We start from the raw sequence: 18,365 nt of genomic DNA, 5'->3' as shown, positions 1-18,365 counted from the left end.
GCAAGAGGTGGTTAGATATGTGTAATTAATTTTGCTTAGGTACTTAGAAGTTTCCTACTGTCTTTTTACTGATTACTGATCACTGATTACTAACCGACTTGACATTATTAACAGACCTAGTTAAAATAAATACAGACACACACATATTAACCCAATGAAAGCGAGGTATCAATACCGTATTTACCCAACAGACCAACAAAAGAGGCTTTTGTCTCAGTTGTTCGGGTGTGTGCGCGTTGTCTGGAACGATACCTTAGCTCACTGTCAAGAACTCTATCGACAAGGAGAGAAAAAGCCAAAATATACCGAGTTATCTAAAAGACTAACTCAAGTCAAAAAAACAGAAGAAAAGCAGTGGTTGACCGAGGTTTCTTCTATCCCTTTACAACAGTCTTTGAGAGACTTAGAGACAGCCTATTCTAACTTTTTTGCATCTTGCAAGGGAGAGAGAAAAGGAAGAAAAGTCAAACCTCCTAAATTTAAGAAGCGTAAATCTAAACAATCAGCGAGATTTACTGACAATGGTTTTACCATCAATCAATATCACGTTACTTTAGCAAAAATCGGTGATTTAAGAATAGTTTGGAGTCGTCCATTACCTTCTAAACCTTCTAGCGTCACCGTGATTAAAGATGCAGCAGATCGATACTTTCTTAGTTTTGTTGTCGAGATTCAGCCCGAAATACTTCCCAATAATGGGGAGTCAGTGGGAATTGATCTAGGGATTGCTACTTTTGCGACTCTCTCAACAGGGGAAAAGATAGACGCTCCTAAACCGTTAAAAAAACGATTAAAACGACTAAGAAAGGCACAGAAAAACCTTTCTAGAAAGCAAAAAGGAAGTAACCGACGGGAAAAAGCTAGGAAACGAGTAGCTAAAATCCACGCAAAGATTAAAGACACTCGCACTGATTTTTTGCAGAAACTATCCACTAGAGTTGTTCGTGAAAATCAAACGATAATTTTAGAGGATTTAAACACATCGGGAATGGTTAAAAATCGTAAGTTATCCCGTGCCATATCAGACTTAGGATGGCGTTCTTTCCGAGATATGCTATCGGCAAAATCTGATAAATATGGGCGTGATTTTCGGATAATTTCCCGATGGGAGCCAACGTCTCAGAGATGTTCCTGTTGTGGGAATATCGGCGGTAAGAAAGCGTTGAATATCCGTGAGTGGGAATGTCTTTTTTGTGGGACTTTCCATGATAGGGATGTAAACGCTGCAATTAATATCAAGGTCGCCGGTGGGCAATCGGAGACTTTAAACGGGCGTGGAGGACAGCATAAGACTTCTGTTAAAGAAGCAGCATCCCGTGAAGCGTCAACCCAGCGGTCGGTCGTTCAATTAAGTTTGTTTGATCTGCCGGGAATCACCGTCCGGCCCCGGCGGTGAGGATGTCAACAGTACCTTTTGAGGAGAGAAAAGTTATGGCTGAGTCAAAAAGCTGGGATTTTCAGAGATTTTGGCAAACTCTAGACTATTTTGATAGTATTCCCCTGTGGAGTTGTCTGCAAAAGCTGCTCGGTTTCGGGGAAGATAAAAAAAATCAGCTAACAAATGAGCAAGGGATGAAGACCATTTTAGTCATTGGTGGGGAAAATGCGATCGGTAGAAAAGTAATCACCCAACTACAGCAGCAAAACTATCAAATCCGCGCTTTAGTCGATAATATCGAGTCTGCACGTCAATTATTGGCTGAAAATGTCGATTTATTTGCTCTGCAAACCCCGCAATTATTCACAGGGATTGAGAGAATTATCTACTGTCAAGGGGAGAATAACCGCCATAGTTTAGCTAATTTACTCGATTTATTGAAAAATGCTGGGATAACCGCCGAAAAAACCCTCTTTGACTTTAGCAATCCCAGCAGTGATATAAAAGAAATCTGGGGTGCGGTGGATGATGTGGTAATGGGAGGAGTGAGTGAGAGTCAGATAACCCTAACCGGAGGACGAGCGCTCTTTTCCGGTATCGTTAGAACTGAAAATAACGGCGGTTTTGCCTCAGTTCGTACCAGAAACCTGAATCCTCCCCTAAATTTATCTAACTACGAGGGAATAGAATTACAGGTACAAGGGGACGGAAAACGCTATAAATTAATTCTGCGCTGTGAAGGACGTTGGGATGGTATCGGTTACTGTTATTCTTTTGATACACTTGATCGCACTTGGCAAACGATTTCTATTCCTTTTGGCGATTTAATCCCAGTGCTGCGGGCCAAAACCCTGCGGGAGGCAGCACCCTTTGATAGCAGTAGCGTCTATGCTTTGCAGTTAATGCAGAGTAAATTCGAGTACGATGGGGCCTTAAATCCCCGTTTCTCCCCAGGATTATTTGCTTTAGAAATTGTCACAATTAAGGCCTACGGGGGTAAAAACCGCTTAATTATCGTTAAGGAAGGAGAAATCGCCGAAAAAAGCCTTTTAGATGCCAGTGGTTATCCCTACGAAGCGATCGATTCTGCTCAGATTTTCGCTAAACTTAATTAATTTAAATAAGCTTGCATCTCAAGTTAAACTACAGAACATCGGGTTAAGATCATGACTATCGGGAGCATAATTAAGGAGGTATGTTCATGAGTGAACAGAATCCCTACGAACAACTTGGGGTTACTGAAGAATCCTCTTTTGAAGAAATTCAAGAGGCCAAACAAAGACTGGTGCAACAGTATCAAAATGATAGCAAAATTGTCGAATTGATCGAGTCGGCCTACGATTCCGTCCTCATGGATCGACTGCGGATGCGACAGGAGGGTAGAATTAAAGTTCCCGATCGCATTCGTTTTCCTGAACGTCTGACGATTCCGGTGGAAAGTAAACCAGTTACTAGCAGCAAATCTCCTAACTGGTGGCGAAGCTCAATCGATACACCTTCTGCACGGGATATCGGTGTACCAGCAGTGATTTACGCTTGTTTAGGAGCAATAACGCTGTTAGTTCCCGATCCCAGTGGCTCCCTTTTACCGCTGCTCTTAGCTTTTGGCGTTTTCGTTAATATCTATTTTTTCAACCGCAAGGAAAAACGTTTTGGCCGCGCCTTACTATTCACTCTCGCTGGTTTATTGCTAGGAGTCGCTCTGGGAGCGGGATTAGCCAGTTTAGCGGCCAAGGCTGATTTGCATATATTCGGCGATCGCCAAATTTATGCGCTCGTCACTTTTCTGATCTTTTGGGTGATTAGTAGTTTTTTCCGTTAACCAATCGCTCGTAGGGAGCCTAAGATCACGTCCACTGCTTCCCCAAGGTTATTGACGATATAATCAGGCTCGTAGCTCTCTAAACGGGAACGGCTGCGAATCCCCGATAATACGCCAATAACCTTAATATTTTGGCTTTTAGCGGCGGCAATATCCGCTTCCGTATCCCCCACCATCCAAGTATCGGCAGCCGCCGGCAGTTCCTTAGCGGCCTTAGCCATAAGCAGGGTTTTGTCGCGCACGTCGTTGGTTTTGGTGTAATTATTATTTAGACAATAACGACGATTAGCGGCGAAAAAACGACCGATATCGTGGCGATTAAAGGCATGATCTAGCTCGGATACCCGCCGCATCGTCATCACGACTAAATCGATCTTTAACTCTTGGATTTTCTGGAGAGTTTCCAAAGAACCAACCACCGGGCGATCGTGGACAAGATAGGGTAAAGTATGGACAGTTTGACGACGAAGATGGGCAAATTTACGCGCTTGATCTTCATCTAATCCTGACATTTCCCCGATACGCTTCTCAGAAACCTGATCCCGTTTTAACTGCCAGAATTCCGCTTTCGATAATTCCCCGATAATTTGACCTTTATAGGCGGTTTTCTGTAAACAGTCTTGATAAACTTGGTAATATCGCTCCGATACGTCCATTATCGGCCCGTCAAAGTCGCTAATTAGTCTCAACATCGCTCTAATACTTCTCGCTTTATTAATTTTTATATACAAGTTACCCTAGAGTCTTGACAATGACAAGAGTTTTGTCGGGAAAAAGATTAGGGAAGTGGGGTGTGGGGTGTGGGGAAATGGGGAAATGGGGAGGTGAGGAAGTGGGGAAGTGGGGTGTGGGGTGTGGGGAGGTGGGGAAGTGGGGAAATTTCAACTAAAACCCTAAAACCCTAAAACCCTAAAACCCCAACCCCTAAAACCCTAAAACCCCAACCCCTCACTGATTACTGATCACTGATCACTGATGCTTCCCCTTCCCTAGTCTGGACGGTTAGCTTAAAATAAATGTAAGGATATGTAAACTTTCGTAACTATCTCGCCAATTGGCTAACCAATGATCCCAACAACTTCTTTATTCGCACCCGTTGACGATGATCTCCGTCTTTTGACCGATAACTTAAAAAACCTCGTCGGCGCTCGTCATCCCATTTTAGCGGCGGCAGCAGAACATTTGTTCGAGGCCGGCGGTAAACGCGTTCGACCGGCGATCGTGTTGCTGGTATCTCGCGCTACTATGTTAGACCGGGATATCACTCCCCGTCATCGTCGATTAGCGGAAATCACGGAGATGATCCACACTGCCAGTCTTGTCCATGATGATGTGGTAGATGAGGCAGAATTGCGCCGGGGTGTTCCCACCGTTAACAGTTTATTTGACAATCGCGTGGCGGTTTTAGCGGGGGATTTTCTTTTCGCTCAATCTTCTTGGTATCTAGCTAATTTAGATAATTTAGAAGTGGTAAAATTGCTCTCGGAAGTGATTCGTGATTTTGCTGAAGGGGAAATTCAACAGGGAATTAATCGCTTTGATACCAGTATCTCCCTGGAAGCTTATCTAGAAAAAAGTTACTACAAAACGGCTTCTTTAATTGCCAATAGTGCCAAAGCAGCTGGAGTATTAAGCGAGCAATCGGCTGAAGTTAATCATCATTTATATAATTATGGTCGCAATTTAGGATTAGCTTTTCAAATCGTCGATGATATTCTCGATTTTACCTCCCCCACGGAAGTATTAGGAAAACCCTCTGGCTCCGATTTGATCAGTGGTAATATCACTGCTCCCGCTCTCTTTGCCATGGAGGAAAATCCCTATATAGAAGTGTTGATCGAACGGGAATTTAGTCAGGAAGGAGACATCGAAAAAGCTCTTGATTTTATTCACTCTAGCCAAGGTATTCCTCGCTCAAAAGAGTTAGCCAATCAGTATGGTCAAAGTGCCTTAAAACACCTTGACTGTTTAGCTTCTTCTCCCTCAAAAGATGTGTTAATCGAGCTAGTAGATTACGTTTTGAGCCGAATTTATTAGGGAATAATAGTTCTCGCCGTAGCAATAGTCCAAGCATCGACTAATAATAAAAATAGGGTGAGAATAAAAAGAATTCCATACATCCAAGGCTGAGAAAGGGGGCGAATATCAGTCATATCCAAGTTAGTTTTTTCTGCGATTATTTTGACCATGCGATTAAATCCCACTACTCGCATCGGCAATAAATAGGCTTTTTCCGAGGAGCGATCAAGGAAATAATAAACTAAACCACCCTGTCCTGTACTGCGACATTTAAGTTCTTTTATATCTGTCCAATTTAACCACCAACCAGAGCGAAGAAAAGCAGGAAACCATTGGGGATAGGTAACTTGTATCCCTGTTTCTGATAAAATGACTCTTTCACTTAAAGCTCCGTATAAAGCGATTAATCCTAAGCTAATTCCTACCCAGAGAAAATTGGGATTAACAGGGGAATTAGTGACTTTTGCTAAAAAGGGTAAAGGGATGGTTAACGCCACATATAAACTTAATAAAGTTACCCGAATTATTGGTGATATCCGAAAAGTTGTTGTCTCGTTCATTTGATAACCTTAATCAGTAAACAGTAAACAGTGAAAAGAAGGCTCCGAACTTGCCACTTAATACTCTAACACTTTAACACTTAATACTGTTCACTCAAAACTCAAAACTGATAACTGATAACTGATAACTGATAACTGAACGGAGATTTTCACCTCGATCGCAGGTGATTGTTTGACCGTAAACTGTTATTCTAGGCATTAGGGGCGTGATTTTAAGTCGCTACAGTTATTAATTAATATTAACACCTATTGACTATTTATATGAACAATGGTAAGCGCATTTGGGTCTATGACACTACTCTCCGGGACGGGGCCCAGCGAGAAGGTATTTCCCTCTCCCTCGAAGATAAAATTAAAATCGCCAGGGAATTAGATCGGATGGGTATTCCTTTTATCGAAGGCGGTTGGCCAGGCGCAAACCCAAGAGACGGTCAATTTTTCTGGAAACTGCACGAAGAACCCCTAAAACAAGCGGAATTAGTCGCTTTTTGTTCCACTCGTCGCCCCCAGATCGAGGCCCGGGAAGATCGGATGTTAACCGCCATTCTCGCCGCTAGAACCCGTTGGGTGACAATTTTCGGCAAATCTTGGGATCTGCACGTCACAGAGGGCTTAAAAACCAGTCTGGAGGAGAATTTAGCCATGATAGGAGATACGATCGAGTATCTACGCTGTCAGGGAAAACGAGTCATTTATGATGCCGAACATTGGTTTGATGGTTACAAAAATAACCCCGAATACGCCCTTTTAACCCTCAAAACCGCCAGGGCTGCTGGGGCCGAATGGTTAGTTTTCTGTGATACCAACGGTGGCACTTTACCCCAAGAAATCGCCCCCATTGTGGAGAAAGTGCGGCAGCAATTGGGCATCGATCCCGATGAGGAAAATGCGCCTCAATTAGGCATTCATGCTCATAATGACGCAGGAACCGCCGTGGCTAACTCCTTAGCGGCAGTTAACGAGGGCGCACGCATGATTCAAGGCACAATTAACGGTTATGGGGAACGCTGCGGCAATGCCAATTTATGTACTTTAATTCCCAATCTTCAGTTAAAAATGGGCTTTTCCTGCCTAGAAGAAAATCAATTAGGCCGATTGACGGGAACTAGCCGAAAAATCAGCGAAATGGTCAATTTAGCCCCGGATGATCACGCTCCCTTCGTCGGACGTTCCGCTTTTGCCCATAAGGGTGGTATTCACGTTTCTGCGGTGGCGAAAAATCCCCTGACCTATGAACATATTAATCCAGAAGCGATCGGGAATCAGCGCCGCATCGTCATTTCTGACCAATCGGGATTAAGTAATGTCTTAGCGAAAGCGCGCAGTTTTGGCATCGATTTAAATAAAGATGATCCCACCTGTCGGCAAATTCTGGAACGTTTAAAAATCTTGGAAAGTGAGGGTTATCAATTTGAAGCAGCCGAAGCTAGTTTTGAGTTATTAATGCGGGAAGCTTTGGGACAGAGAAGCCACCTTTTTGAATTAAAAGGATTCCAAGTTTATTGTGATATGCTCCGGGATAGTGGTAATGCGATTGCGACAATTAAAGTACAGGTAAAAGAGGAAGATTTATTAGAAGTGGCCGAGGGTAACGGACCAGTGGCTGCTTTAGATCGGGCTTTAAGAAAAGCTTTAGTCAAATTCTATCCCGAAATTGCTAACTTTCACCTGACCGATTATAAAGTGAGAATCCTCGATAGTGGTTCGGGGACGGCAGCGAAAACTAGGGTTTTAATCGAGTCCAGTAACGGTCAACAAAGATGGACAACCGTGGGAGTGTCTAGTAATATTTTGGAAGCTTCCTATCAAGCAGTAGTAGAAGGAATTGAATACGGTTTATATCTGCTGCAAAACAATAAACTAGAATTATCGGGTCAATTTTGTCCTTTGGGGATAATTTAAGCAACAGTTATCAGTTATCAGTTATCAGTGAGCAGGCATTGTTATATCATATAGCGGTTTTCACAGAAGTGAGTCCCGATTGAAACGCTAAAACGCCTATCTATCAAGGGATTTACTATATCTTATTAGACTGAAAACCGCTATATTTTTTCTCCCCACTCCCCAATTCCCAATTCATAATTCATAATTCATAATTCCCACTAACCACTGATTACTGTTTACTGTTTACTGATAACTGAATCTCCCGTCTCCTATCTCCCTTATACCTTTTAAACAGGATTTAGTATAATCTCGCCTTGACAGAGTTTAAACACTGATATATTATCAGAAAGAATCCATAATCCGTCCAACAAGAGCAAGCAAGCTTAACTAGGTAATTCAATTGATCAGCCTGTTGAAGCTGTAAATTTCACATAAAATCTTGATTTATGACTACACAAGCTATAGGAAAATCAATGATGTTACTGAATAATAAATCCTTCAAAATTACGACATTTTTAACCATTGCATTGATTACTTGGATCGCCCACTTTTGGTATTTTAATCACTTGGGTTTATACGAAGATGATTACGCTTTCATCGGTAACATACTGACCATGGACTTTTCCAGATTTGTTGACTTTGTTAAGAACATGAATTTGGCATTTTTTCAAGGTAGAGTTGTCGGCTTTAACATCCTCTTCTTCTCTGCATACTTTGCTGGAAAATTGGGAGGATTGCCGCTTATTTATATAAGTGCCTATCTATTGGCATTAACCAATAATATCCTCTTTTATCTATTTCTCCAACGTCTCTGGAATCAACCTATTTTTGTTTTGACGGGTACCCTTGCATTTACTTTATTTCCTGCCGACAACACTAGGGCTTTTCTCACTCATATTCACATTTTGCCCGCCATAACCTTTCTTTTACTCGCTTTTTTAAGTTATCTGAACGATAAAAAAATTTGGTCTTACCTATTGATTACTGCTTCTTTTCTTAGTTATGAGACCTGTTTTTTGCTGTTTATCACCGCACCTTTTCTAACCAAAAAGCCTCAGTCGGAGATATTTAAAGAATTAATTAAACATCTATTCATCTTAGGTACGATTTTCCTAGTTGTTTTAATTCTCAGAAAGTTGACTGGTGATAGCCGAGTTGGAGACTTAGATATAGCAACCGCTATATCTACTCCGATTCGTCAAATAATTACTGGACCATTTGTCTGTTTAGGAACATTTTTCTATCGTCCTTGGCAAACTTTGCACAATCTCGGGGGAGAATTGTTAATTTTTGTGCCTCTTTCATTACTTATGTTGCTATGGCTATTCTTACAAAATTCTCGTTTTTCGGGACTAGATAGTGGGGAAAATTGGCCGATAATTAAACAGTTGAGCCTTCTGGGGATAAGTTTATTATTCTTGGCCTATCCCTTCACTTTTACCGTTCCTGCTACCCTCATTAGTGGACGTGATTCCCGTGTTCATGCGGCTGCCGTGGTTGGAGCTTCTATTCTTGGGGGAATTCTTGGCTATTTGATTGTTTATTTAGCCAATAGTTATCGGCAAAAAAATCTTGCGGCTCTCCTCTTAGCGACTTATTTTTCTTTGTTGGTTGGATTTGGGATTATCGTGCAACAGCAAAATAAACTAAGTTGGAAATATCAGCAAGCTTTTTGGGCTGATGTTATACAATTAGCCCCGGATCTGAGCGATGGACAAGTTATTTTAGTCGACGCTCCTAGTTTACCTTGGGGAAATCAGTTGACTCCTTTTGCTTGGTCTATGCCCAGTGTAGTCGGTCAACTTTATCAATTTCCTTGGCAATGGAAAAACGTTCCTAAACTATATAAGCTCAATCCTGATTGGCAGCAAAAAATCGCCGCCAATGGAGAAATGGCTTTAAATAACGAGAATGGATTGCTGTACTATTATTATCCTTGGGAATCGGCTCGTCAAGTTAAAACTTCGCAAATTATTTTGTTACAGGAAAAAGATGGTAAACTTGTACGCACAACTACTCCAATTGTTGTCGGGACTAAGAAATTCTCCTTTAAACCCCTGACTAATTCAACTCTAGATTCTTTTGAGAAAGCATATTTGTACGATTATTTAATCACGCCTAACAATAAAAAATCTGTCAATTATTTTCAACCTTTTTAAGGTTAGTCAATGTCGAGTAAAATTTATCGTTGAGGTCAGCAATAATTTTCTCTGGTCTGATTAAGTTTTTGCTGTCTTTAATCACTCTTTTATACTAATTCTATCAAGGCAAATTACAGATTGAATCTAAGTACCTCTTAAAAAGGAAAATTTAGAGGGAGCAAATTTTTGTAGTCAGACTTTGGAGCAGTTAAATAACCCCTAGGATAATAACCTAGTAACGAAAGAATTTTGCCAACGACGAGCCAAGGCGCGTAGATACATATTAACGGGAAACTGATAATATTCGATAATTAACCAGAGTAAACAAATAGCATGGCAAATAAAGGTTAAAATCGACCAAAATAGAGGCACCCATGACAAAGGACTCCCCTCGATTGGAGGAAAAAGATAGGCTCCCGTAGCCACAATTGCTGTGGGAAAAATCACAAATCCTAAACCGATAATTAAGTAAAAACCTGCCATCTCCACTCCTTCTCTCGGTAAACCCTGCCAATACTTACCATTCCAATACCAAGTTAAGGGTAATTGACTATCGGCCATTTTTAAAACTTGTTGTTCTAAATTAGCAGTAAAAATGTGTTGACAAAAGTTACAAGCATATGCTTCCATGAGTGGTAAAGCGGCAATTTTACCATGGCGACAGACGGGACAAGAATAGGTATCGTGATAGTTTAATTGGGTTGGCTCGGTCATGGTTAATGTGAGTACGATTGACACTCCCGTCGCGCTTATGCGAGGGATTCTTGGTTCACTGACTCAAGTTGTCTTAGCAGGTATTTCTACCAACCAAAATAGAGCTTAAATCTCCCCAAGCGTTTAGGTCTGACGACCAGCTTCCGATATGCCCTATCGTAGCTTTTTTGAGTATATTCAAGGCCGCCATCTTGTCCCTATCTTCTATATACCCACACAAACAAACATGAGTTCTAACTGATAGAGACTTTTGGATTAACCGACCACAATTAAAGCATTCTTGGCTAGTATAGGCTGGATTAACTGCAATAGTTAATCGGCCGTATTTAATGCCAAAATACTCTATCCATTTTCTCAATTGTGACCAACCAGCATCATTGATACTCTTAGCTAGTTTTCGATTACGCACAAGGTTTTTGACTTTTAAATCCTCGTAGGCTATCAAGTCGTTTGACTGAATTAAACGGAGTGCCAATTTTTTAGTAAACTCTTCTCGTTGCCTACTTACTTTTAAATGTCCCTTAGCGTACTTTTGACTAGCTTTTTTGTAGTTATTAGACTGCTTTTGTCCTCTCTTAAACTTTTTCGACTTTCTTCTATTCAGTTTATTAAGACGCTTCTCGGCTTTTCGATAATACTTAGGAGGCTCTACTGTATTCCCGTTGCTGTCAGCATAAAGATATTTTAACCCCAGATCTAATCCTAGGCAATGACCCGTCGATTCTAATTGTGGGGTTATATCTCTAGCATCGAGTTTTAGCATTAACTGGCAATAATATCCATCAGCCCTTTTAACTATTCTTATCCGTTGAATTTGCCATTCTTGAAAATCCAACAAGTCTCGACTACCAATTAGTTTTAACTCCCCAATGTTTTTTCCATCAGTGAAAGTTATTCTCTTGGAATTTCGATTAAGTTTCCAACCTGACTTTTTAAACTCAACAGAATGAGTACGTTTAGAGTATTTAGGATATCCTTTCTTACCAGCAATTTTGTTCTTACAGTTATTATAGAACCTAAGAATAGCAGTCCAAGTCCGTTCGCAAGCCTGTTGACAAGCTGTAGAGTTAAGGTCTTGAACAAAAGGGTATTGACTTCTTAATTGAGTGACATATTTATATACATCCTTTTGTCCTACACCTTTATTGTCTTCCCAATATCTAAGACATTTATTCCGAACAAACTGTACTGTCCGAATAGCCTCATCAATGGCTTGATATTGAGATGGTTTTCCTCTAAGCTTGTACTCTAAAACAAACATTTTGCGTTATCGACCTACCACGCAAACTACTCTAGCATACTAAAGTTAAATTGGCAACTATAGATTAGAGTTATTCTTAGTCGTGCTTCGCTGTTCTATGCTGGCGGAACTTTTCATCTCCGAGGTGAAACCGAGGGTTCCTTCAAGCCGACATTATAGGTAAAAAAGGCAATTGCAGATACAGCAGTTATCTTAATGGTAAGGTACAAAGTTTTCTTTTTGGGGAACGGGGAACAGTGGCTGGTCGTCCAGAAATGATAATTTACCCCCACCGTAGTTGGGAGAGCCAGAACTGGGTCGAGGAAGTTTGAGCATTTGTACTAAAACTCCCCCGACGCAGTTTAAATGCAGTACAATCCAGCACATCTCAACTGTATCTTAGTCGCGGATTTCCAGATAATTTGCTCCTCAGTCCCGCTACTGCCAGAAAAGTTAATATTTAGTCCTTCTTTACTTTAAGTTAAGAAACTTATCTAAGGCTAGAACCATATTCGGCGGCCAACGGCGCACGCTTTTTACCCAATCGAGGTCTTGATAGCGGGTATCCATGCCGACGGCGGCTACCCAATTGCTTTCCGCCTCTCCCTGTTGTCCTTGTGTCCATAAAACGGCGCTTAAGGCCGCTCTGACATCGGGAAACATGGGGTATTTGCGGGCAATATTCCGCATTTTTTGGACTGCTTCTGGATATCTGCCCAATTCGTACAGGGCCAGAGCCAGATTAGCTTGCGCCCAGGCAAAATTCGGGGCTAGTTGAGTGGCTTGGCGATAGTCTTTGACGGCGGCTTCCCAGTCCCCTAAACCGCCTTCGGCGTTGCCGCGATTGTTATAGGCAAAGGCATCATTGGGATCCAGTTCTAAAACTTTATTATAATCGGCGATCGCTTCTTGATATTTGCCTTCTCCCTCTAAAGCGGTGCCGCGATTGAGGTAGGGATCGGGGGCATCGGGGGCAATGGCGATCGCTTGGTTAAAATCAGCGATCGCATCCTCTAATTTATTGAGACTGACTCTGGCATTGCCGCGATTACTCCAAACGGCGGGATTAGTGGGGAATTTGGTGACTAATTGGGTCCAATAGCTTTCGGCCTGGGCGTAATCCCCTTTTTCTGTGGCTTCTAGGGCTTTTTCGGCGATAACTTCCCCTTCTCTAATCTGTTCTTCGCTAATAGTCGGGCTATCGGCATAAGCCGCTATGGGTAGGGCAAAAAAGAGCAATAGACTCAATACACAAGCGGTGATCCAACGCATAATTACTTCATAATTTGTTACTTAATCTTTTCTCAATCTACCCTACTTAGGTGAACTCTGCCCTAGATAGTCTTGATAGCCTAGTCGTTGAAGATTGCTTTGTTTTTCGAGGACGGAATCGCTGAGGGATTGACGATAGGCGATAACTTGCTCTAAAAGATCAGCATTACCGATGGCGAGAATTTGAACCGCTAAAAGTCCGGCATTTTTGGCATTACCGATCGCCACCGTGGCCACGGGAATGCCTGCGGGCATCTGTACAATTGAATAGAGAGAGTCTAACCCTTGTAAAGTGCGCGTGACTACGGGAACTCCAATCACGGGTAAGGGGGTTAAAGATGCCACCATCCCGGGTAAATGGGCAGCCCCGCCGGCTCCAGCGATAATCACTTTTATTCCCCTTAAATGAGCGTTTTTGCCGTATTCAAACATTTTTTCGGGGGTACGATGGGCCGAGACAATGGTGACTTCGTGGCTAATCTGAAAAACCTCTAAAACTGCGATCGCTTCTTTCATGGTGGGTAAGTCGGAATCACTGCCCATAATTACACCCACTAGGGGCGCTGCTGTCACCATAACTGCTAGAAAATAATTTTGCTTTTTAATCTTATAGCAGGGTTTGTTATTTTGTCTTCAAACCCTACTGATCAGATTTCCCCTAAATTGCATCGGGATCGATGCCTAATTCTCGCAATTTTTGGGCTAATTTTTCCTTAGCTTGTCGTTCCCTTTCTTTTTCTAAAAGAGCCTGTTCTTTTGCCTGTCGTTGCTGTAATTCCGCTTCTTGAGGAGTGGGGACTAATTCACCATCGGCGGTAAAATAACGCAGTTTACGGTCAAATATCCCTAAATATAATCCTAACTGTTCACTCCAGAGATAACCCTGTTCATTGGGAGAAATGGCTTGATATTGTCCCTCAATTAGTCTAAATCCTTGTAATTCTAAAGTATTAGGATCAAACCCAAAATAATTAGGAGTGCGAAAGGTATTCTGATAGAGAATTTTCTTGTTATTGCGGTCAATATTGGCCGTAGAATCGGAGAGAATCTCGACAATTACATCCGGATATTTCCCCTGTTCTCCCCAGACTACCCAACTTTTGCGGGGACGTTTTTCGGTATCTAAAACCACAAAAAAATCGGAACCACAGAAATCACGTTTTTTTAGTTGTTCCGCGTTGTAGTAGATGGTTAGATTTCCCGAAACGTAGTAATCACTCCTCTTGCGCCATAATAAACTTGTTGCAAAATAAGAAAAAGCCGAATGAATTGTTTTGTGAGAAGTTCAGCTTGCCTCTCCTTTTAATTAATGCTTATGCTGCCGCTAAATAAAAATTCCATAATCCACAAGCCGTTAAGATTAATTGATCATCAAAATTAGCTACACGATTCCTATAAATATCGGAAACTGCACGGTATCTTTTCACCCCAGAAAAAGGGTGGTGATTCGGTAGTAGTGATGGCGGCTTAATCCTTTGCTTTGCTGTGCATTGTAGTCATGGATAAAATACCAAAGGGTTCCCCAACGTGATTCTCCATTTTTTTAGAGAAAGATAGACTCTCTCTCACCAACCGAGAAATCCTTTGTCGAAAGGTATTATTTAATCTTTCAATAGGATTGGTTTGACCAGTTTCTTTTCCGACCGGTCGATGACGTTTACGAGGAATTACTGTCTTATAGGACTCCCAAAAGTCTGTGTAAGCAACCGCGCATTGTCGGTAAACACCGGGTAAACTAGCCCCAAAGTTTTTTGGCTGATTGACGACTCCTATCTCCGCGCATAGCCACCAATAATTTCCCTTGTATTTCTATCAATTAACTGCCAAATATAAACCTTTATCGTCTTAGAAAAAACCAAAGACCACATCTCATCACATTCTATAACCAATTTACCTTTTGGTTTGTCCGAACCCTTGATTTGACCGGGGACAGCCGCCAGTTTATTGTTGACATAATTTTGTAAACATGACCAACTTACCCCTGTTACTCTAGCAATTCCTCGTCAGGAAATTCGTTCGAGCAAGAGTTGATCAATTAATTGTTTGGTTTCGTCAGAGACGGTTTTATTAGTGGGATTGATCACAAACGGTTGACCACATTCTTTACCTTGACGTTTGGGTTTTCCATTATGAATAGAACCATTCTTGATCCTATGGTGAGAACCACAACGCTTGACAGGGGAATAGAGGTGAACTAGGGGGGGTACTTTGTTCGGTGCTAGACTGATATTTGAGTAAGCCAGACAGGAGCCAGAAAAAGATATTTATCAGAAAAGTCATGAGCAAGCTAGAGGTTTAAAGACTGAGCGGGTTCCAATTATTTTTATTAATAAATATTTTACACAATTCATACCAGGTAAGCAAGAGGGCTACGGCACTACTACCGAATCATTACCTACTACCGAATCATTACCAAAAAACCATGATGACCAGAAGAATCAATTGACCAACCAGCACCATCAGGATAAGTCCAACCTCGATAATTTCTAGATGCCTTAAACTTAGGATAACCTGATTTAAGTTTAAAGAATCTCTGAAAAGCAAAATCTACTCGTTTAACAGTGGCTTGCAGTGCATGGCTACCAAGTTCTTTATATTCTGGCCAACATTTCTTCAACTCTGGTAAGCAATTTTGTTGGTCAAAATAGTTAAGGTTTTTACCAAACTTTTTCGACTCGGTTTTGCGATGATAAACACAAGCATTATAAAGAGAGCAGTGTAGCTTTTGACTGTAATGAAGCTTGTTATTTTGTGTTTGGTTTGGATCAAGACGAAAAGTAATTCTCTTGATAGCCATAACTGATCGACCTAGGAAAGTTATACTTTTAGTATAGCCTACAGATATAGGTTGTCAATATGAAACCCAGAAAAGGTTCTCATAGTGTTTTTAGCGTGCGGTTACACTTTGTTTTTCTCACTCATTATCGTAGAAAAGTTATAACCGCTCAAATGATGGAACGGTTAGGGGAAATGATATGGCAAGTTTGTCGAAAGCTTGAATGTGAACTAATTGAGTTTTCTGGGGAGAGCGATCATGTACACATTTTGTTAGATTTCCATCCCCAAAATTCCATTTCTGCTGTAGCAGGATGCTTAAAGAGTTCCATTGCAAGAACAATGAAAAAAGATTTGCCCGAGCCGGTCAATAAATTCTACAAGAGTGAAGTGTCTTTTTGGTCTAATTCTTGTTATGTTGCGTCATCCGGGGCTCTTCTCGACTTTGTGTGATAATTTTTGCTTATGAAATCGTGAAATGTTTACTGGGAAAGACTTTTAGGACTATTTGGTTAAATAAACCATCAGTATAGACCTCGTTTCCACACAGAAACCAGAAGAGCCCATCCGGTGGAGCGCCAATTGAAAAGCTTAAGGAGTATATCAAAAATCAGGATACACCTAAAAGTTAGTGGGCAATTTTTCGGACATCGAGTCCTCAAATTGCCGCACTTTCCTTCCCCACCCCGCGTTGTTGAGGGTGGGGACTGACGCGGATTCGTTCAAGCGGGCAACGCGATTCGAACGCGCGACATTCACCTTGGCAAGGTGACGCTCTACCACTGAGCTATGCCCGCAAGCCGTTTTTTTACACTTCCCCAAGTATGCCAAATCTCAGAGCATTTGTCAAGTAGTTTGGAGCATTTTTTTACAATGATTCATCGGAAATTTTGGGTCTGAAACCCCGCCGTTCTAGGTTGGCTTTACGTTAGAATTAAAAGGCCAGTCTCGAAAACCAAGTGGACGGCGCAGCACCTTGAAAACTCGGCTTAGGGGGTTCCGACCAGAAAAGCTTGGCCGGGTAAAAAGTCGCGCGCAACAAGTACAAGAAGCTATAGGCGGTCAACGTACCGTGGGACACAGGGAATCGGGCTTCTGAAATGGGGCGAAAGTCTGTGGACTCTGTGTAAGACAGTACATGGTTTTTTAACTGTGGTATGCGACGGTGGTGGAAGCAGAAACTTAAATCGTGAGGTTTAGGAATCGCCGCACTTTTAGGGCGGCGAGGATGTCAAATTCTGGCAAATCCCCCAAACCGGTAATAGCTTCGAGAACCACTTCTATCTTAGCCTGTAGTCGGTTGAACTGATGTTCCAAACGATCAAAGCGCTTGTCAATGGCGGCGAATTTTTCATCCACTGCGGCGAATTTTTCATCTATATGCCGTTCCATAGCGTCAAAAGCTGCCGTAATCCGCCCCTCTGGTTCTAAATCTAATTCCAGAGTCTTGATTCTCTCGACAGCGTTGACTAATTGCCGTCTGAGTTGGTTAATATATTTGTTCTGTTCAGCTTCGCTCATCATTGGAACTCCGGGAGTGGGGACAACTAAAATCCTAAATGCTGGGGGAATTTTCTTAGCCTTCCATCAGTGCCTGTTGGGGATTATTTTGCAATAATTCTAGGGGTTTATCTTCATCCCGGGGGCGCAATTGACGCATGAGACTAGCCATTTCTAGGGCAGATAGGCCATAATTCCAGCCCAAATTACTTTTAATACCGGCCCGTTCGAGGGCCTGTTGTAGAGTATCAGTGGTGAGAATACCGAAGACAACGGGAACACCGGTCTGAAAAGAGGCCGCGGCGATGCCTTTAGCAGCCTCGGCGGCAACGTAGTCAAAATGGGGCGTTTGGCCGCGAATAATTGCCCCTAGACAAATGACGGCATCGTAACGGTGGGAAAGGGCGACTTGACGGGCTACCATTGGCACTTCAAAGCTACCGGGTACCCAGATATAATCCACTTGTGTGCCATCGGGATTGACATCAACCCCGTGACGCTTGAGACAGTCTTGACAGCCTGATAACAGTTTATCAGTGACGAGATCATTAAAACGACCAATCACGATCGCAAAGCGCAAGGACGATATATCCTCGGTAAAATTTCCCTCAAAAACAGTCATAGGCAAAAGGGGATAGGGAGTGGGGAGTGGGGAGTGGGGAGTGGGGAGTGGGGAGTGGGGAGTGGGGAAGTGGGGAAGTGGGGAAGTGGGGAGTGGGGGAAGCTGTCTCATCACCCTATCACCCCAAAACCCTATCACCCTATCTCCTCCTGACTCCCGTTCTCCTGATCAAGACTAAATAACTAAAAAGTTTAAAATAGCGACGGCAACGACTAAAATCGCCCAAATTGCCGAACCCACATAGAGGAGGGGTTTCGATTGATCCCAGTTTTGGGGGGAAGCATAGGCAACGGGAACCCCAATCACCATCAGCAAGGAAAATAAAACTAGGGCAATGAGAAAGAATTGAAAGACAATGGACATGATCGGGTTCTCCTAAAACACTTGATATTAGATAATTCTCCCTGATATAGTACCGTTCTCCAGAGTTATAGACAA

Annotated in this window: 20 protein-coding genes, 1 tRNA gene and 2 pseudogenes; 9 read left to right on the top strand and 14 right to left on the bottom strand. The window is 42.2% G+C overall.

Annotation, left to right across the window (positions count from 1 at the left end; translation table 11 throughout):
* The first annotated feature begins 154 nt into the window (after window positions 1-154).
* The 3 genes from VL20_RS08435 (at window position 155) to VL20_RS08425 (ending at window position 3,200) form a co-directional block, all read left to right on the top strand.
* Window positions 155-1,396, top strand: coding sequence for an RNA-guided endonuclease InsQ/TnpB family protein (locus VL20_RS08435; RefSeq protein ID WP_052276225.1), 1,242 nt, complete (start codon window positions 155-157; stop codon window positions 1,394-1,396).
* Between the two features lie 35 nt (window positions 1,397-1,431).
* Window positions 1,432-2,493: a CIA30 family protein gene (locus VL20_RS08430; RefSeq protein ID WP_052276224.1), complete on the top strand. Its 1,062-nt coding sequence runs from the start codon at window positions 1,432-1,434 to the stop codon at window positions 2,491-2,493.
* Window positions 2,494-2,579: 86 nt separating this feature from the next.
* Window positions 2,580-3,200, top strand: a complete 621-nt coding sequence (locus VL20_RS08425) for a CPP1-like family protein (protein WP_052276223.1) — start codon at window positions 2,580-2,582, stop codon at window positions 3,198-3,200.
* Here VL20_RS08425 and VL20_RS08420 read toward each other — a convergent pair.
* On the bottom strand, window positions 3,197-3,892 hold the full coding sequence (locus VL20_RS08420) for an HAD family hydrolase (protein ID WP_002801790.1): 696 nt from the start codon (window positions 3,890-3,892) through the stop codon (window positions 3,197-3,199). The genes VL20_RS08425 and VL20_RS08420 overlap by 4 nt on opposite strands.
* A gap of 59 nt (window positions 3,893-3,951) precedes the next feature.
* Here VL20_RS08420 and VL20_RS31085 point away from each other — a divergent pair, with 59 nt between their 5' ends.
* Complete coding sequence (locus VL20_RS31085) at window positions 3,952-4,089, top strand: hypothetical protein (protein ID WP_158499333.1); 138 nt, start codon at window positions 3,952-3,954, stop codon at window positions 4,087-4,089.
* Between the two features lie 176 nt (window positions 4,090-4,265).
* Window positions 4,266-5,237 carry a solanesyl diphosphate synthase gene (gene sds / locus VL20_RS08415; RefSeq protein WP_052276222.1) on the top strand — a complete coding sequence of 324 codons (972 nt, stop codon included), beginning with the start codon at window positions 4,266-4,268 and terminating at the stop codon, window positions 5,235-5,237.
* On the opposite strand, the gene VL20_RS08410 is transcribed toward sds, so the two are convergent.
* Window positions 5,234-5,779, bottom strand: coding sequence for a hypothetical protein (locus VL20_RS08410; protein ID WP_052276221.1), 546 nt, complete (start codon window positions 5,777-5,779; stop codon window positions 5,234-5,236). The genes sds and VL20_RS08410 overlap by 4 nt on opposite strands.
* Window positions 5,780-5,909: 130 nt before the next feature.
* Window positions 5,910-5,978 (bottom strand): annotated as a pseudogene (locus tag VL20_RS33675) (2Fe-2S iron-sulfur cluster-binding protein); the annotation flags it as partial.
* Between the two features lie 62 nt (window positions 5,979-6,040).
* Here VL20_RS33675 and cimA point away from each other — a divergent pair.
* Complete coding sequence (gene cimA, locus VL20_RS08405; RefSeq protein WP_052276220.1) at window positions 6,041-7,681, top strand: citramalate synthase; 1,641 nt, start codon at window positions 6,041-6,043, stop codon at window positions 7,679-7,681.
* A gap of 455 nt (window positions 7,682-8,136) precedes the next feature.
* Window positions 8,137-9,822 (top strand): hypothetical protein, encoded by a 1,686-nt coding sequence (locus tag VL20_RS08400; protein ID WP_052276219.1) that lies wholly within the window; start codon window positions 8,137-8,139, stop codon window positions 9,820-9,822.
* 201 nt (window positions 9,823-10,023) lie between these two features.
* On the opposite strand, the gene VL20_RS08395 is transcribed toward VL20_RS08400, so the two are convergent.
* The 7 genes and pseudogenes from VL20_RS08395 to VL20_RS08370 form a co-directional block, all read right to left on the bottom strand.
* Window positions 10,024-10,518: a hypothetical protein gene (locus VL20_RS08395; protein WP_002790376.1), complete on the bottom strand. Its 495-nt coding sequence runs from the start codon at window positions 10,516-10,518 to the stop codon at window positions 10,024-10,026.
* 73 nt (window positions 10,519-10,591) lie between these two features.
* Window positions 10,592-11,779 carry an RNA-guided endonuclease InsQ/TnpB family protein gene (locus VL20_RS08390; RefSeq protein ID WP_052276218.1) on the bottom strand — a complete coding sequence of 396 codons (1,188 nt, stop codon included), beginning with the start codon at window positions 11,777-11,779 and terminating at the stop codon, window positions 10,592-10,594.
* Between the two features lie 450 nt (window positions 11,780-12,229).
* Window positions 12,230-13,030, bottom strand: coding sequence for a tetratricopeptide repeat protein (locus tag VL20_RS08385; RefSeq protein ID WP_052276217.1), 801 nt, complete (start codon window positions 13,028-13,030; stop codon window positions 12,230-12,232).
* Between the two features lie 42 nt (window positions 13,031-13,072).
* The gene (gene purE / locus VL20_RS08380; protein ID WP_002761719.1) at window positions 13,073-13,606 is read right to left on the bottom strand and encodes a 5-(carboxyamino)imidazole ribonucleotide mutase; all 534 of its coding nucleotides are present in this window, start codon (window positions 13,604-13,606) and stop codon (window positions 13,073-13,075) included.
* Window positions 13,607-13,688: 82 nt separating this feature from the next.
* Complete coding sequence (locus VL20_RS08375; RefSeq protein WP_052276216.1) at window positions 13,689-14,300, bottom strand: Uma2 family endonuclease; 612 nt, start codon at window positions 14,298-14,300, stop codon at window positions 13,689-13,691.
* A gap of 153 nt (window positions 14,301-14,453) precedes the next feature.
* Window positions 14,454-15,258: pseudogene (locus VL20_RS27805) on the bottom strand (IS1 family transposase).
* Between the two features lie 170 nt (window positions 15,259-15,428).
* A complete protein-coding gene (locus tag VL20_RS08370; protein WP_002762420.1) occupies window positions 15,429-15,827 on the bottom strand; it encodes an RNA-guided endonuclease InsQ/TnpB family protein in 399 nt (132 codons plus the stop codon).
* Between the two features lie 59 nt (window positions 15,828-15,886).
* Between VL20_RS08370 and tnpA the strand changes: the two genes are divergently transcribed.
* On the top strand, window positions 15,887-16,258 hold the full coding sequence (gene tnpA, locus VL20_RS08365) for an IS200/IS605 family transposase (RefSeq protein WP_043996128.1): 372 nt from the start codon (window positions 15,887-15,889) through the stop codon (window positions 16,256-16,258).
* A gap of 272 nt (window positions 16,259-16,530) precedes the next feature.
* On the opposite strand, the gene VL20_RS08360 is transcribed toward tnpA, so the two are convergent.
* The 3 genes from VL20_RS08360 to ribH all read right to left on the bottom strand — a co-directional run bounded on the left by VL20_RS08360 (window position 16,531) and on the right by ribH (window position 17,927).
* Window positions 16,531-16,602: transfer RNA gene (locus tag VL20_RS08360), tRNA-Gly, on the bottom strand.
* Window positions 16,603-16,987: 385 nt separating this feature from the next.
* Window positions 16,988-17,326: a hypothetical protein gene (locus tag VL20_RS08355; protein WP_081417801.1), complete on the bottom strand. Its 339-nt coding sequence runs from the start codon at window positions 17,324-17,326 to the stop codon at window positions 16,988-16,990.
* Between the two features lie 55 nt (window positions 17,327-17,381).
* Window positions 17,382-17,927 carry a 6,7-dimethyl-8-ribityllumazine synthase gene (gene ribH / locus VL20_RS08350; RefSeq protein ID WP_052276215.1) on the bottom strand — a complete coding sequence of 182 codons (546 nt, stop codon included), beginning with the start codon at window positions 17,925-17,927 and terminating at the stop codon, window positions 17,382-17,384.
* 19 nt (window positions 17,928-17,946) lie between these two features.
* Between ribH and VL20_RS31080 the strand changes: the two genes are divergently transcribed.
* A complete protein-coding gene (locus VL20_RS31080) occupies window positions 17,947-18,105 on the top strand; it encodes a hypothetical protein (protein WP_158499332.1) in 159 nt (52 codons plus the stop codon).
* Here VL20_RS31080 and psbZ read toward each other — a convergent pair.
* Window positions 18,102-18,290: a photosystem II reaction center protein PsbZ gene (gene psbZ, locus VL20_RS08345; RefSeq protein ID WP_002732865.1), complete on the bottom strand. Its 189-nt coding sequence runs from the start codon at window positions 18,288-18,290 to the stop codon at window positions 18,102-18,104. The two genes, VL20_RS31080 and psbZ, sit on opposite strands and share 4 nt — an antisense overlap.
* Window positions 18,291-18,365 lie beyond the last annotated feature (75 nt).

Origin of the sequence: Microcystis panniformis FACHB-1757 (genome assembly GCF_001264245.1) — a bacterium.
GTDB lineage: Bacteria > Cyanobacteriota > Cyanobacteriia > Cyanobacteriales > Microcystaceae > Microcystis > Microcystis panniformis.
Note: the sequence above shows the minus strand (reverse complement) of the source record. Positions and strands in the feature narration are given on the sequence as shown.

Excerpts from the sequence above, each read along its gene's own strand:
- purE (WP_002761719.1), bottom strand. The coding sequence starts at position 13,606 with ATGGTGACAGCAGCGCCCCTAGTGGGTGTAATTATGGGCAGTGATTCC.
- VL20_RS08420 (WP_002801790.1), bottom strand. The coding sequence starts at position 3,892 with ATGTTGAGACTAATTAGCGACTTTGACGGGCCGATAATGGACGTATCG.
- VL20_RS08435 (WP_052276225.1), top strand. The coding sequence starts at position 155 with ATGAAAGCGAGGTATCAATACCGTATTTACCCAACAGACCAACAAAAG.
- VL20_RS08430 (WP_052276224.1), top strand. The coding sequence starts at position 1,432 with ATGGCTGAGTCAAAAAGCTGGGATTTTCAGAGATTTTGGCAAACTCTA.
- ribH (WP_052276215.1), bottom strand. The coding sequence starts at position 17,927 with ATGACTGTTTTTGAGGGAAATTTTACCGAGGATATATCGTCCTTGCGC.
- VL20_RS31085 (WP_158499333.1), top strand. The coding sequence starts at position 3,952 with ATGACAAGAGTTTTGTCGGGAAAAAGATTAGGGAAGTGGGGTGTGGGG.
- sds (WP_052276222.1), top strand. The coding sequence starts at position 4,266 with ATGATCCCAACAACTTCTTTATTCGCACCCGTTGACGATGATCTCCGT.
- psbZ (WP_002732865.1), bottom strand. The coding sequence starts at position 18,290 with ATGTCCATTGTCTTTCAATTCTTTCTCATTGCCCTAGTTTTATTTTCC.
- VL20_RS08370 (WP_002762420.1), bottom strand. The coding sequence starts at position 15,827 with ATGGCTATCAAGAGAATTACTTTTCGTCTTGATCCAAACCAAACACAA.
- cimA (WP_052276220.1), top strand. The coding sequence starts at position 6,041 with ATGAACAATGGTAAGCGCATTTGGGTCTATGACACTACTCTCCGGGAC.
- tnpA (WP_043996128.1), top strand. The coding sequence starts at position 15,887 with ATGAAACCCAGAAAAGGTTCTCATAGTGTTTTTAGCGTGCGGTTACAC.
- VL20_RS08355 (WP_081417801.1), bottom strand. The coding sequence starts at position 17,326 with ATGAGCGAAGCTGAACAGAACAAATATATTAACCAACTCAGACGGCAA.
- VL20_RS08395 (WP_002790376.1), bottom strand. The coding sequence starts at position 10,518 with ATGACCGAGCCAACCCAATTAAACTATCACGATACCTATTCTTGTCCC.
- VL20_RS08390 (WP_052276218.1), bottom strand. The coding sequence starts at position 11,779 with ATGTTTGTTTTAGAGTACAAGCTTAGAGGAAAACCATCTCAATATCAA.
- VL20_RS08385 (WP_052276217.1), bottom strand. The coding sequence starts at position 13,030 with ATGCGTTGGATCACCGCTTGTGTATTGAGTCTATTGCTCTTTTTTGCC.
- VL20_RS08425 (WP_052276223.1), top strand. The coding sequence starts at position 2,580 with ATGAGTGAACAGAATCCCTACGAACAACTTGGGGTTACTGAAGAATCC.
- VL20_RS08400 (WP_052276219.1), top strand. The coding sequence starts at position 8,137 with ATGATGTTACTGAATAATAAATCCTTCAAAATTACGACATTTTTAACC.
- VL20_RS08410 (WP_052276221.1), bottom strand. The coding sequence starts at position 5,779 with ATGAACGAGACAACAACTTTTCGGATATCACCAATAATTCGGGTAACT.